A 15483-nucleotide genomic window follows, 5' to 3' on the forward strand; every position below is an offset into this window, starting at 1 on the left:
AAATAATGAAAAAAACAATGATTTCAGCTAAGGCTTGCCTTTCTTGTTGTCAGAAGTTTCATAAATTTGCTATAATAGGCACAGAAAGCCCAAGGAGAAAGAATGTTTAAACAAGTTTTAGAAAAAATACAACAATTGTTTGAGAAACTTTTTCAAACAGATCGTCCTAGCAAAAATAAAAAGGAAAACTGGACAATTTTGAGTATTGGTGGAACTGTCCTTCGTACTCTGAAATTATTATCAAATGTCTTTTTTGTGCTTGTTTTTTTAGGGTGCTTGTTTGGTGGAGGTATTGCATTGGGTTATGGTGCAAGAATCTTCGATAAGGTTGAAACTCCTAAAAAAGAAGAGCTCATCAAAAAAATCCAAGACATCTCGGCTATTTCTGAATTAAAATATGCTGATGGTAGTTCAATTTCAGCAATTGATAGTGATTTACTAAGAATATCAGTAGCTAGCAAATCTATTTCTGCTAATGTAAAAAAAGCAGTCATTGCTACGGAAGACGAAAATTTCCACAAGCATCATGGGGTTGTTACGAAAGCTGTTTTGCGGGCAACACTAGGCTCTGTTGCAGGGATTGGCTCCTCAAGTGGTGGTTCTACCTTAACGCAGCAGTTAATCAAACAACAAGTTGTTGGTGATGCACCAACTTTCAAGCGTAAAGCGACAGAAATCATTGATGCACTGGCTTTAGAACGCTGTATGAGCAAAGATGATATTTTAACGACTTATTTGAATGTGGCCCCGTTTGGAAGAAATAATAAAGGGCAAAATATTGCCGGTGTAGAAGAAGCAGCCCAAGGAATTTTTGGAGTACCTGCTAGCAAGTTGACAGTACCTCAAGCAGCTTTTATTGCGGGGTTGCCACAAAGCCCGATTGTTTATTCTCCTTATGCAGCTGATGGTAGTCTGAAAAGTGCTAAAGACATGACATTAGGACTCAACCGTGCTAAAAAAGTCATTTACAATATGTATCGAACAGGTGCGATTAATAAAGATGAGTACCAATTGTATAAAGATTATGATTTGAAACGGGATTTTCTGCCTGCCGAACGCTCTTCAAAAAATTCGCATGATTATTTATATTACGTTGCGATGAAAGAAGCTCAAAAAGCAATGTATGAATACTTGATTAGGCGAGACAATGTTTCACAACAGGAATTGAAAAATGATGCAACTGTGAAAGCCTATAAAGGATTAGCTGCAAAAGAGTTGAGTGAGGGTGGCTATACTGTTACCACAACGATTAACAAAAATATCCACAACGCTATGCAAAATGCGATTGCTAATTTTGGTGGTGTGTTAGATGATGGAACAGGTGCAGTTGAAGCGGGAAATGTTCTCATGGACAATCGGACGGGTGCTGTTTTGGGCTTTATAGGAGGACGTGACTATGCTTCCAACCAAAACAACCACGCTTTTGATACGGAGCGCTCACCAGGCTCAACCATTAAACCGATTTTAGCTTATGGCATAGCCATTGACCAAGGCCTGATGGGCAGTGCCAGTATGCTGTCTAATTATCCGGCGAATTTCTCTAGCGGCGAGCCCATTATGCACGTAGATAGCCGTGGTACGGCTATGATGGATTTGCAGGAGGCTTTAAATACTTCTTGGAACATTCCAGCTTATTGGACCTATAAATTGCTTCGTGACAAAGGGGTCAATGTTCGAGGTTATATGGAAAAAATGGGCTATCAAATTGAAAATTACGATATTGAAAGTTTGCCAATGGGCGGTGGGGTTGAAGTATCTGTTGCTCAGCATACCAATGGTTTTCAAACTTTAGCCAATAATGGGGCTTATCAAGAGCGCTATATGATTGAAAAAATTACGGCAAAGAATGGGAAAGTTGTATATGAACATAAAGCTAAACCTGTTCAAGTTTATTCCAAGGCCGCAGCAACGATTATGCAAAGCCTTATGCGTGGAGTGTTGAGTTCAGGTGCTACGACGACTTTCAAATCTCGTTTAGCACAGATTAATAGTGGCTTGGCTAATGCTGATTGGATAGGAAAAACGGGGACAACCAACAGCAATGGAGATATGTGGCTTATGGTATCCACTCCAAAATTAACGTTGGGTGGTTGGATCGGTCATGACAATAATGCTTCAATGGCACCTTTGACGGGTTACAATAACAATGCTCAGTATATGGCTCACTTGGTGAATGCAATTCATCAAGCTGATCCAAATATTTGGGGAGTTGGTGATAAGTTCAATTTGGATTCAAGCGTGATTAAGTCCAATGTTCTCAAAGCAACAGGTGAACGAGCTGGAACAGTCACAGTCAACGGTCGTAGCATGAGCCTGACTGGTCAGACGGTTACTAGTTACTGGGCGAAAAATGGCGCTCCGATGACCACCTATAAATTTGGAATCGGTGGGACAGATAGTGATTATCAAAAAGCTTGGGCAGCACTTTTAGGTGGACGTTAAAATAAAAACACTTTCATAAGTAAAGAAACTTGAAAAGCAGAGTAAAATAGGGTATAATATTATTAATAATTTGTCGTCTGCTTTATTTGAAATATTGTCCATATAAAGCTCACAGCAGTTAAATCATACTTTTAGAGTCAGATTTAGCTGCTCTTTTTGTGCCTATTTTTGGGATTTTCATCGTTTGTTATCAAAACTTAAAGATTCTGAAAATTTATCAGAAAGGACAAATGAAATTGCTACTCTATCATGTAATAGAGAATGTAGAAAGAAGAAGGAGTAAAAAACTTGGCAGGACATGAAGTTCAATACGGGAAACACCGTACTCGTCGTAGTTTTTCAAGAATCAAGGAAGTTCTTGATTTACCAAATTTGATTGAAATCCAGACGGATTCGTTCAAAGATTTTCTTGACCATGGTTTGAAAGAAGTATTTGAAGATGTACTTCCTATTTCAAACTTTACAGACACTATGGATTTGGAGTTTGTTGGTTATGAAATCAAAGAATCCAAATACACTTTAGAAGAAGCACGGATTCACGATGCCAGCTATTCTGCGCCTATTTTTGTGACGTTCCGTTTAATCAATAAAGAAACCGGCGAAATCAAGACGCAAGAGGTCTTCTTTGGCGATTTTCCAATCATGACAGAAATGGGAACGTTTATCATCAACGGTGGTGAGCGGATTATCGTATCACAGCTCGTTCGTTCTCCAGGTGTTTACTTCAATGATAAAGTAGACAAAAATGGGAAGGTTGGGTATGGTTCAACCGTCATTCCAAACCGTGGAGCTTGGTTAGAGTTGGAAACGGACTCAAAAGATATTGCCTACACTCGGATTGACCGCACTCGTAAGATTCCATTTACAACGCTTGTTCGTGCACTTGGTTTCTCTGGTGATGATGAAATCTTTGATATTTTCGGTGATAGCGATCTCGTTCGCAACACGATTGAAAAAGATATCCACAAAAATCCGATGGATTCACGTACAGATGAAGCGCTGAAAGAAATCTATGAACGCCTTCGTCCAGGTGAGCCTAAGACAGCGGATAGCTCACGTAGTCTGTTGGTTGCTCGTTTCTTTGATCCACATCGTTATGACTTGGCGGCAGTTGGTCGTTACAAGATTAATAAAAAATTAAATATCAAAACACGTTTGTTAAATCAAACGATTGCAGAACCTTTGGTTGACCCAGAAACAGGAGAAATCTTAGTAGAAGCCGGAACAGTTATGACGCGTAGTGTCATTGATAGTATTGCAGACTATTTGGATGGAGATTTGAATAAAATCACTTATATTCCAAATGATGCAGCTGTATTGACAGATCCAGTCGTTCTTCAAAAATTCAAAGTCGTGGCACCAACTGATCCAGATCGCGTGGTAACTATTATTGGGAACGCTAATCCAGGTGATCGGGTTCATACGATTACACCAGCGGATATCTTGGCTGAGATGAGCTACTTCCTTAACTTAGCAGAAGGCATCGGTCGTGTGGATGATATTGACCATTTGGGAAATCGTCGGATTCGTGCGGTAGGTGAATTGCTTGCTAACCAAGTGCGTCTTGGATTGTCTCGCATGGAGCGCAATGTGCGTGAACGCATGAGCGTGCAAGATAACGAAGTACTGACTCCGCAACAAATCATTAACATACGCCCAGTTACAGCAGCTATCAAAGAATTCTTTGGTTCCTCTCAATTGTCTCAATTTATGGATCAACACAATCCACTGTCTGAGTTGTCTCACAAGCGTCGTTTATCTGCCTTAGGACCTGGTGGTTTAACACGTGACCGTGCAGGATACGAAGTGCGTGACGTGCACTATACCCACTATGGTCGTATGTGTCCGATTGAAACACCTGAAGGACCAAATATTGGTTTGATCAATAACTTGTCCTCTTATGGGCATTTGAATAAATATGGCTTTATCCAAACGCCTTACCGTAAAGTGGATCGTGAAACAGGTCTGGTCACCAATGAAATCGTCTGGTTAACAGCGGATGAAGAAGATGAATACATCGTTGCTCAAGCAAATTCTAAATTAACAGAAGACGGGCGTTTTGCAGAAGCGATTGTTATGGGACGTCACCAAGGGAATAACCAAGAATTTCCTTCAGATCAGGTGGATTTCATGGATGTGTCGCCTAAACAGGTAGTTGCCGTTGCGACAGCATGTATCCCTTTCCTTGAAAATGACGACTCAAACCGTGCCCTCATGGGTGCCAATATGCAACGTCAAGCAGTACCGTTGATTGATCCGCATGCACCATACGTTGGAACTGGAATGGAATACCAAGCAGCTCACGATTCTGGTGCGGCGATTATTGCACAACACGACGGTAAAGTTGTATATTCTGATGCTGCCAAAGTTGAAGTTCGTCGTGAAGACGGTTCGCTTGATGTCTATCATATTACGAAATTCCGCCGTTCAAACTCTGGTACTTCTTACAACCAACGTACGCTGGTGAAAGTTGGCGATACGGTTGAAAAAGGCGACTTTATTGCAGACGGACCTTCTATGGAAAAAGGTGAAATGGCGCTTGGACAAAATCCAATCGTTGCTTATATGACATGGGAAGGTTACAATTTTGAAGATGCCGTTATCATGAGTGAACGTCTAGTAAAAGATGACGTTTATACCTCTGTTCACTTGGAAGAATTTGAATCAGAAACACGTGATACAAAGCTTGGTCCTGAAGAAATTACGCGCGAAATTCCAAACGTTGGGGAAGATGCGCTAAGAGACCTTGACGAAATGGGAATTATCCGCATTGGTGCTGAGGTGAAAGAGGGCGACATTCTTGTCGGTAAAGTAACGCCGAAAGGTGAAAAAGACTTATCCGCTGAAGAACGCCTGCTTCATGCAATTTTCGGTGATAAATCTCGTGAAGTACGTGACACATCTCTTCGTGTACCACATGGTGGTGCTGGGGTTGTCCGTGATGTGAAAATCTTTACTCGTGCGAACGGTGATGAATTGCAATCTGGTGTCAACATGTTGGTGCGTGTTTACATTGCTCAAAAACGAAAGATCCGCGTTGGGGATAAGATGGCCGGACGCCACGGAAATAAAGGGGTTGTTTCCCGTATCGTTCCAGTTGAGGATATGCCTTATCTTCCAGACGGAACACCAGTAGACATCATGTTGAACCCACTTGGGGTGCCATCACGTATGAATATCGGACAGGTTATGGAGCTTCACCTTGGTATGGCTGCTCGCAACCTTGGTATCCACATAGCAACGCCAGTATTTGACGGAGCAAGCTCAGATGACCTTTGGGATACTGTTCGTGAAGCAGGCATGGATAGCGATGCCAAGACGATTCTTTATGATGGTCGTACGGGCGAGCCGTTTGACAACCGTGTATCTGTCGGTGTCATGTATATGATTAAATTGCACCACATGGTCGATGATAAGCTTCATGCTCGTTCAGTTGGTCCTTATTCAACCGTTACACAGCAACCACTTGGTGGTAAAGCGCAATTCGGTGGACAACGTTTTGGAGAAATGGAAGTTTGGGCTTTGGAAGCTTACGGTGCTTCTAACGTCCTGCAAGAAATCTTGACCTACAAGTCAGATGATATCAATGGTCGTTTGAGAGCTTATGAAGCTATTACTAAAGGTAAACCAATTCCAAAACCAGGTGTGCCAGAATCTTTCCGTGTTCTTGTGAAAGAATTGCAGTCACTTGGTCTTGATATGCGCGTCCTAGATGAAGATGACAATGAAGTAGAACTTCGTGACTTGGATGAAGGCATGGATGACGATGTGATTCACGTAGATGACCTTGAAAAAGCGCGTGAAAAGGCAGCTCAAGAAGCGAGAGCAGCTTTTGAAGCTGAAGGAAAAGAATAAGAACTGATTCAATAGATAATAAAGAAAGGTAAGAAATAGTGGTTGATGTAAATCGTTTTCAAAGTATGCAAATCACCCTAGCTTCACCTAGTAAAGTCCGCTCTTGGTCTTATGGGGAAGTGAAGAAACCTGAAACAATTAACTACCGTACACTAAAGCCAGAACGTGAAGGACTTTTTGATGAAGTCATCTTTGGTCCTACGAAAGATTGGGAATGTGCGTGTGGAAAGTATAAACGGATTCGTTATAAAGGAATCATTTGTGACCGTTGTGGTGTTGAAGTCACTCGTACAAAAGTGCGTCGTGAGCGTATGGGACATATTGAGTTAAAGGCTCCTGTTTCTCATATTTGGTATTTTAAAGGGATTCCGAGTCGCATGGGCTTGACATTGGATATGAGTCCTCGTGCTCTTGAAGAAGTCATTTATTTTGCAGCTTATGTGGTAATTGATCCAAAAGATACGCCACTTGAGCACAAATCTATTATGACGGAGCGGGAATATCGTGAACGTTTGCGGGAATACGGTTCAGGATCATTTGTTGCAAAAATGGGTGCTGAAGCTATCCAAGATCTCTTGAAACAAGTAGATTTGGAAAAAGAAATTGCAGCCCTCAAAGAAGAATTAAAAACTGCAACTGGGCAAAAGCGCGTCAAAGCGATACGCCGCTTAGATGTTTTAGATGCTTTCCAAAAATCTGGTAACAAACCAGAATGGATGGTCTTAAACATCTTGCCAGTTATTCCGCCAGACTTACGTCCAATGCTTCAGCTGGACGGTGGACGCTTTGCTTCCTCTGACTTGAACGATCTTTACCGTCGTGTTATCAATCGGAACAATCGTTTGGCACGTCTTTTGGAGCTGAATGCTCCTGGAATCATCGTGCAAAATGAAAAGCGGATGTTGCAAGAAGCGGTTGATGCGTTGATTGACAACGGTCGTCGTGGTCGTCCAATTACTGGACCAGGTAGCCGCCCGCTCAAATCATTGAGCCACATGCTTAAAGGGAAACAAGGACGTTTCCGTCAAAACTTGCTGGGTAAACGGGTTGACTTCTCCGGACGTTCGGTTATTGCGGTAGGGCCAACCCTCAAGATGTACCAATGTGGTGTGCCGCGCGAAATGGCAATTGAGCTTTTCAAACCATTTGTTATGCGTGAAATTGTAGCGCGTGATATTGTGCAAAACGTGAAAGCTGCTAAACGCTTGGTGGAACGCAGTGATGAACGTATTTGGGATATCTTAGAGGATGTCATTAAAGAACACCCGGTACTCCTTAACCGCGCACCGACACTTCACAGATTAGGAATTCAAGCATTTGAGCCAGTCTTAATTGACGGGAAAGCTCTTCGTTTGCACCCGCTTGTGTGTGAGGCCTACAATGCCGACTTTGACGGAGACCAAATGGCTATTCACGTACCATTGTCGGAAGAAGCTCAGGCAGAAGCACGGATTCTTATGCTAGCTGCTGAGCACATCCTCAATCCAAAAGACGGTAAGCCAGTCGTAACACCGTCACAAGATATGGTCTTAGGGAACTATTACCTAACAATGGAAGAAGCTGGTCGTGAAGGTGAAGGTATGGTCTTTAAAGACCGTGACGAAGCTGTAATGGCTCTTCGGAATGGTTATGTGCATTTACATACACGTGTTGGGATTGCGACTGATAGTTTGAACAAACCATGGACGGAAGATCAAAAACACAAGATTCTTTTGACAACAGTTGGTAAGATTCTTTTCAATGACATCATGCCAGATGAATTGCCGTATTTGCAAGAACCAATTGCCTCCAACATAGCAGAAGGTGTGCCAGCTAAATACTTCTTAGAACCTGGTCAAGATGTCAAAGAAGCCATCAGTAAACTTGAATTAAACGTACCATTTAAGAAGAAAAATCTCGGGAATATCATTGCTGAGATCTTCAAACGTTTCCGTACAACTGAAACGTCTGCTTTTCTAGACCGTCTGAAAGATCTCGGCTATCATCATTCAACGCTTGCTGGTTTGACAGTAGGGATTGCCGATATTCCAGTCGTTGAAGATAAGGCAGAAATTATCGAAGAGTCACATAAACGTGTTGAACAAATCACGAAACAATTCCGTCGTGGGATGATTACAGACGATGAGCGCTATAACGCGGTTACTGCAGAATGGCGTGCTGCTCGTGAAAAATTGGAAAAACGCTTGGTTGCTAACCAAGATCCGAAGAACCCAATCGTTATGATGATGGACTCTGGAGCCCGTGGTAACATCTCTAACTTCTCGCAACTTGCCGGTATGCGTGGTTTGATGGCTGCTCCTAATGGCCGTATCATGGAGTTGCCAATCTTGTCTAACTTCCGTGAAGGTCTGTCTGTTTTGGAAATGTTCTTCTCTACTCACGGTGCTCGTAAGGGGATGACTGATACAGCCCTTAAGACTGCCGACTCAGGTTATTTGACTCGTCGCTTGGTTGATGTGGCGCAAGATGTTATCATTCGTGAAGACGATTGTGGAACTGACCGTGGTCTTGTGATTCGCTCTATTACTGACGGCAAAGAAATGATTGAACCATTGGAAGAGCGCTTGATTGGTCGTTATACGAAAAAATCGGTTAAACATCCTGAAACAGGTGAAGTCATCGTTGGTCCAGATGTATTGATTACAGAAGATGTAGCGCATGAAATTATCAACGCTGGTATCGAAGAAGTTACTATCCGTTCTGTCTTTACATGTAATACGCGTCATGGCGTTTGCCGTCGCTGTTATGGTATCAACTTGGCAACGGGCGACGCTGTTGAAGTTGGGGAAGCAGTTGGAACCATTGCTGCCCAATCTATCGGTGAACCTGGTACACAATTGACTATGCGGACTTTCCATACGGGTGGTGTTGCTTCTAATACTGATATTACTCAGGGGCTTCCTCGGGTTCAAGAAATCTTTGAAGCCCGTAATCCAAAAGGGGAAGCAGTCATCACAGAAGTTAAAGGTGAAGTCACTGCGATTGAAGAAGATGCATCTACTCGGACTAAGAAAGTCTTTGTCAAGGGTGCAACCGGTGAAGGAGAATACGTTGTACCATTTACAGCTCGTATGAAAGTGGCTATAGGTGACCAAGTTTCTCGCGGAGCAGCATTAACAGAAGGTTCTATCCAACCAAAACATTTATTGGCTGTTCGTGATGTCTTGTCTGTTGAGACTTACCTGCTAGCTGAAGTGCAAAAAGTTTACCGCAGTCAAGGGGTAGAAATCGGTGACAAGCATATTGAAGTAATGGTTCGCCAAATGATTCGCAAGGTGCGCATCATGGATCCGGGAGATACTGATCTTCTTATGGGCACACTCATGGATATTACAGACTTTACCGATGCTAACCGAGATGTAGTTATCTCAGGCGGTGTACCTGCAACAGCTCGTCCTGTTCTTATGGGAATTACCAAGGCCTCTCTGGAAACCAACAGTTTCTTATCAGCTGCCTCTTTCCAAGAAACCACTCGTGTTCTGACTGATGCGGCTATCCGTGGTAAGAAAGATCATCTGCTTGGTCTAAAGGAAAATGTTATCATTGGTAAAATCATTCCAGCTGGTACAGGTATGGCACGCTACCGTAATCTTGAGCCGCAAGCTGTCAATGAAGTTGAAATTATCGAAGATACAACGGCAACAGAAACTGTGGAAGAAACCACACCAGCAAAATAATAAAAAAGAGTCGAAATCTTCGACTCTTTTTGTTAGGTTTGGAATTTTATGAAAAATTTTCTGGTAATTTTCAAATTTAGCTAACTTTGCATAGCGAATATATCGCATTTTAATTTTGATTCAAGTGTAAAAAGGGGCCGTCAAAATTAGATTTTTGGCTAGTATTAAAATGCATTCCAAAAGAAGCAAAAGATGAGAATACAACTCCATGCATTCCCAGTCCGTTTCTGAATGACCAGCATGCCATAAATGAGAATGAATACGGCGATTGCTTCAAATAGAGAAGTCGCATCCAAGCCAATCATTCCATGAACAAGGAGGCAAATCAAAGCACAAATGAGGGCACCAAGGTCAATTTTCTTATTTTGACGTGGATAGCGAAGATTGATTTTCCTAGAAATTACAACATAATTAAAACCTTCTCAGAATCCCCAGATAAGAGAAATGAGCAAGTAACCTAAGATGTTTGTCGGAAAAGAACTAGCAAGAATTTCTTTCGTTAAGGAGATTGATTGAAATGGGAGGTAGGTGTGAACTTGTCCTGTAATGATGAGGAAAAGCAGCAAAGGAAGACAGGTGATTGCAGTTTGGACGCAGGACGGGAGAAAATGTTTAGTAACCAATCCATATTCTTTCCAGCTTTCTTTGCGACGAATCAGAACGACGCTAGTCCCTAGACCAGCTGCACCAAACTGACACATTGCGAGAAAGAGAAGGCGAAGCCAAATGGGAAACGATGACTGATGGGTGAAATCAGTTATTTCTTGTTGGAAAAATAAATATCCGATAAGCGGAAGCATAGTCAAGATGGCAATGATGTTTAAATCTTGGTCAACTTTCTTTTGGACGATAGATAATGTTTGTTTCATATGATTTGCCCTTTTTATCTTTATTGTAGTGTGCTGATAGAGCTTTGTCAATAAGACAGGAAAAGTGTCTGATTTTGCTACCTTTTTAATCGCTTTTGTGATATAATTATCATGTACAAAAAATAATAAGGAGTCTGATTAAATGGCTAAATTGACTGTTAAAGACGTTGATTTGAAGGGAAAGAAAGTTCTCGTTCGTGTTGACTTTAACGTACCTTTGAAAGATGGCGTTATCACTAATGACAACCGTATTACTGCGGCTTTGCCAACAATTAAATATATCATCGAACATGGTGGACGTGCTGTTCTCTTCTCTCACCTTGGGCGTGTGAAAGAAGAAGCTGATAAGGAAGGAAAATCACTTGCTCCAGTAGCAGCAGATTTGTCTGCAAAACTTGGTCAAGAAGTTATCTTCCCCGGTGTTACCCGTGGTGAAAAACTTGAAACAGCTATTAATGCTCTTAAAGACGGCGAAGTTCTTCTTGTTGAAAACACTCGTTTTGAAGATGTTGACGGTAAAAAAGAATCTAAAAATGATCCAGAACTTGGTAAATACTGGGCATCACTTGGAGATGGTATCTTCGTAAACGACGCATTCGGTACAGCCCACCGTGCACATGCATCTAACGTTGGTATCTCAGCAAACGTTGAAAAAGCTGTTGCTGGTTTCCTTCTTGAAAACGAAATTGCTTATATCAAAGAAGCTGTTGAAAATCCAGTTCGTCCATTCGTAGCCATTCTTGGTGGTTCAAAGGTCTCTGATAAGATCGGTGTTATCGAAAATCTTCTTGAAAAAGCTGATAAAGTTCTTATCGGTGGTGGGATGACTTACACATTCTACAAAGCACAAGGCATCGAAATCGGTAATTCACTTGTTGAAGAAGACAAACTCGATATTGCTAGAGCTCTTCTTGAAAAATCAAATGGGAAACTCATTTTGCCAGTTGACTCTAAAGAAGCAAACGCATTTGCTGACTACACTGAAGTGAAAAATACTGAAGGTGAAGCAGTAGACCCTGGCTTCCTTGGTTTGGATATCGGTCCTAAATCAATCGCTAAATTTGACCAAGAATTAACTGGTGCTAAAACAGTTGTTTGGAACGGACCTATGGGCGTCTTTGAAAATCCTGATTTCCAAGCTGGTACAATCGGTGTAATGGACGCTATCGTTAAACAACCAGGCGTTAAATCAATTATCGGTGGTGGTGACTCAGCTGCTGCAGCTATCAACCTTGGTCGTGCAGATAAATTCTCATGGATTAGTACGGGCGGAGGCGCGTCTATGGAATTGTTGGAAGGTAAAGTTCTTCCAGGACTTGCAGCTCTTACTGAAAAATAAGTTTTAGCCCGTTAGTCTCTCCAAAATCCTGATTTTGGAGAGAAAGGAGCAAAACTGAAATGATAACAAAAAGGTGGCTTGTTCACCTTTTTGTGTTAGTGAAAGTATTTGTGACGCGGTGGTGGTGCATCTATGGAACTTCTTGAAGGAAAGGTACTCCCAGGTCTTGCAGCATTGACTGAAAAATAAGGCTAGAACAAAAAAATAATAGAGGAAAGGTGGTTCAACCACTTTTTCTTTTACAGAGAAACGATATGTATACTATTATAGGAGCTCTAGATAGGTATAGCCAAGAACGAGTCCGCTCTATTTGGCGCAGTTTGAGTGTCAATAGTCTATCAAACTACACTTATGAAGTAGTCGATCGGGAACCACATTTGACTTTTTCGTCTCTTGAAAAAGTAGATTTGGCTGATATCCAGCTAATCTCGGAAGAGATGGCGAAGATTAGTCAGCTGTAAGTTTGAACTTTAGCTCTATTTCGTCCTTTCTAGGTTCTTCCATTGTTACACTCAATCCTGTTAAAACGTCAGAATTAACTGCATTTCATGCAGAGTTACATAAAAAGATTGCAAGTTATGTAGACCAATCTTCCTCCTATCTTCTTGAAAACTGGGTTCCGCATGTGACATTAGCCAACCGAGTTCCAAAAGAAAAAATGGGCTCTGCTTTACCTTCACTGTTTTGCTCATTATCCATCTGTCTCGGGAATCCTGACGGGATTAAAACTGATAAAGATAGGAAGTGATGGTCAAGTAGAAGATGTTTGTGAACTTTCTCTAAAAAATGTATAGGAAAGCTTTGATAGACCTGTTTGGAAACCATCATTCTTTTCCTCAAAATTTCTCTAAAATATGTTAGAATAAGGGTAAAAGGAAATGTATGAATGGGTTATTTTAAAAAGTACAAATTTGATAAATCGAAATTTAAATTAGGAATGCGGACTTTTAAAACAGGAATCGCTGTTTTTATTGTCCTTTTAATTTTTGGATTTTTGGGTTGGAAAGGGCTACAGATTGGCGCTTTAACAGCTGTTTTTAGTTTGCGAGAGGATTTTGATAAGAGTGTTCATTTTGGAACATCTCGTATCTTAGGAAACAGTATTGGCGGTTTGTATGCTTTGTTCTTCTTTCTTATTAATCAGCTTTTTCATGATCAGTTTTGGGTAACCTTGCTTCTCGTTCCGATTTGTACCATGTTAACCATTATGACAAATGTTGCTATGAACAATAAGGCAGGGGTGATTGGTGGTGTTTCTGCTATGCTGATTATTACCCTATCAGTTCCAACAGGAGAGACAATTTTGTATGTATTTGCACGGGTATTTGAAACCTTTATGGGGGTATTTATTGCCATGTTAGTCAATTCTGATATAAATCGATTGAGAAAATTTTTGATATTAAAAAACAAGAAGTGATGTCAGGAAACCTAACATACATTCTTGACAGGAAAAATTTTTCGGACTATAATAGAGCATGAGAAAGGAATTTGCAATGAAGGAAAAGGAATTTCGTCGCAATATGGCTGTTTTTCCCATTGGTAGCGTTATGAAATTAACAGATTTGACGGCACGTCAGATTCGTTATTATGAAGATCAAGAATTGATTAAACCTGATCGAAATGAAGGAAATCGCCGCATGTATTCATTAAATGATATGGATCGCTTGTTAGAGATTAAAGATTACATTTCAGAAGGTTACAATATTGCTGCTATTAAACGGAAATATGCTGAGCGTGAAGCGAGATATAAAAAGCCAGTGAGCGAGAAAGACGTTCGTCGAGCCCTTCATAACGATATTTTGCAACAAGGGCGCTTTGCTTCTTCCCTTCCACCATTTGGTCGTATGCATTGACCAACATCAATTTTTAAAAATTTCATAAGGAGATACTCATGCCAATTACAGTAGCTGACATTCGTCGCGAAGTGAAAGAAAAAAATGTTACCTTTATCCGTTTGATGTTTTCGGATGTTTTGGGAACGATGAAAAATGTCGAAATTCCGGCGACAGATGAACAGCTGAATAAAGTTTTGTCCAACAAAGTGATGTTCGATGGTTCTTCTATCGAGGGTTTTGTGCGTATCAATGAGTCAGATATGTACCTTTATCCTGACTTGGATACATGGACTGTTTTCCCTTGGGGAGATGAAAATGGCAGTGTCGCAGGACTAATTTGCGATGTTTATACAACAGAAGGAACTCCCTTTAAAGGGGATCCACGTGGAAATTTAAAACGCGCTTTACGTCACATGGAAGAATTAGGATTCAAATCCTTTAATTTAGGTCCTGAGCCAGAATTTTTCCTATTTAAACTCGATGAGAATGGCGATCCGACTCTTGAAGTGAATGATAAGGGTGGCTATTTTGACCTTGCTCCGACTGATCTGGCTGACAATACTCGTCGTGAAATCGTCAATGTCCTCACAACGATGGGATTTGAAGTAGAAGCCAGTCACCATGAAGTAGCGATCGGTCAGCATGAAATTGACTTCAAATATGATGAAGTACTTCGTGCCTGTGATAAGATTCAGTTGTTTAAACTGGTTGTTAAAACAATTGCTCGTAAGCATGGTCTGTATGCAACGTTCATGGCAAAACCAAAATTTGGTATTGCCGGTTCAGGTATGCACTGTAACATGTCGCTCTTTAATCAGGATGGTCAAAATGCATTTTTTGATCCAGAAGATCCAAATGGTATGCAATTATCAGAAACAGCTTACTATTTTCTTGGTGGCCTAATTAAGCATGCTTACAATTATACAGCTATCATGAACCCGACTGTAAATTCTTACAAACGCTTAGTTCCAGGCTATGAAGCTCCGGTTTATATTGCTTGGGCAGGACGTAACCGTTCTCCGCTTGTTCGTGTGCCAGCTTCACGCGGTATGGGGACTCGTTTGGAATTGCGTTCGGTTGACCCAATGGCTAACCCTTATATCGCTATGGCGGTTCTTCTTGAAGTTGGACTTCATGGGATTGAAAATAAAATTGAAGCACCTGCTCCAATTGAAGAAAATATCTATGTTATGACAGCAGAAGAGCGTAAAGAAGCAGGGATTACGGATCTTCCATCTACTCTCCACAATGCGGTGAAAGCACTAACAGAAGATGAAGTTGTAAAAGCTGCCTTGGGTAGTCATATCTATACAAGTTTTGTGGAAGCAAAACGCATCGAATGGGCAAGCTATGCCACTTTCGTTTCCCAATGGGAAGTAGATAACTACCTTGATTTGTATTAATAAATTGGAAATGAGGCTTAAGAAGAGTCTCGTTTTCTTATTTGATGAATGAAAAAGTACTAA

At 41.1% G+C, this 15483-nt stretch carries 10 protein-coding genes; 9 read left to right on the forward strand and 1 reads right to left on the reverse strand.

The window, feature by feature from the left end:
- The first annotated feature begins 102 nt into the window (after positions 1–102).
- From pbp1b to rpoC, 3 genes are all read left to right on the forward strand, one after another.
- Positions 103–2442 carry a penicillin-binding protein PBP1B gene (gene pbp1b / locus H8787_RS01595; RefSeq protein ID WP_187328092.1) on the forward strand — a complete coding sequence of 780 codons (2340 nt, stop codon included), beginning with the start codon at positions 103–105 and terminating at the stop codon, positions 2440–2442.
- A gap of 288 nt (positions 2443–2730) precedes the next feature.
- Complete coding sequence (gene rpoB, locus H8787_RS01600; RefSeq protein ID WP_006268060.1) at positions 2731–6297, forward strand: DNA-directed RNA polymerase subunit beta; 3567 nt, start codon at positions 2731–2733, stop codon at positions 6295–6297.
- Between the two features lie 38 nt (positions 6298–6335).
- Positions 6336–9974 (forward strand): DNA-directed RNA polymerase subunit beta', encoded by a 3639-nt coding sequence (gene rpoC, locus H8787_RS01605; protein ID WP_187328093.1) that lies wholly within the window; start codon positions 6336–6338, stop codon positions 9972–9974.
- 422 nt (positions 9975–10396) lie between these two features.
- Here the strand turns inward: rpoC and H8787_RS10010 are convergent, their stop codons facing one another.
- Positions 10397–10843: a hypothetical protein gene (locus tag H8787_RS10010; protein ID WP_262350648.1), complete on the reverse strand. Its 447-nt coding sequence runs from the start codon at positions 10841–10843 to the stop codon at positions 10397–10399.
- 142 nt (positions 10844–10985) lie between these two features.
- Between H8787_RS10010 and H8787_RS01615 the strand changes: the two genes are divergently transcribed.
- The 6 genes from H8787_RS01615 (at position 10986) to glnA (ending at position 15420) form a co-directional block, all read left to right on the forward strand.
- Complete coding sequence (locus H8787_RS01615) at positions 10986–12182, forward strand: phosphoglycerate kinase (protein WP_003070796.1); 1197 nt, start codon at positions 10986–10988, stop codon at positions 12180–12182.
- 254 nt (positions 12183–12436) lie between these two features.
- Positions 12437–12643 carry a hypothetical protein gene (locus H8787_RS01620; RefSeq protein ID WP_006268044.1) on the forward strand — a complete coding sequence of 69 codons (207 nt, stop codon included), beginning with the start codon at positions 12437–12439 and terminating at the stop codon, positions 12641–12643.
- Between the two features lie 2 nt (positions 12644–12645).
- The gene (locus tag H8787_RS01625) at positions 12646–12930 is read left to right on the forward strand and encodes a 2'-5' RNA ligase family protein (RefSeq protein WP_048800650.1); all 285 of its coding nucleotides are present in this window, start codon (positions 12646–12648) and stop codon (positions 12928–12930) included.
- Between the two features lie 138 nt (positions 12931–13068).
- Positions 13069–13599, forward strand: a complete 531-nt coding sequence (locus H8787_RS01630; protein ID WP_187328094.1) for an FUSC family protein — start codon at positions 13069–13071, stop codon at positions 13597–13599.
- A gap of 76 nt (positions 13600–13675) precedes the next feature.
- The gene (locus H8787_RS01635) at positions 13676–14035 is read left to right on the forward strand and encodes a MerR family transcriptional regulator (RefSeq protein WP_003070793.1); all 360 of its coding nucleotides are present in this window, start codon (positions 13676–13678) and stop codon (positions 14033–14035) included.
- A 38-nt stretch (positions 14036–14073) separates the two neighbouring features.
- On the forward strand, positions 14074–15420 hold the full coding sequence (gene glnA, locus H8787_RS01640) for a type I glutamate--ammonia ligase (RefSeq protein ID WP_006269977.1): 1347 nt from the start codon (positions 14074–14076) through the stop codon (positions 15418–15420).
- Positions 15421–15483: the final 63 nt, after the last annotated feature.

The organism is Streptococcus sp. NSJ-72 (assembly GCF_014334035.1).
Lineage (GTDB): Bacteria > Bacillota > Bacilli > Lactobacillales > Streptococcaceae > Streptococcus > Streptococcus constellatus.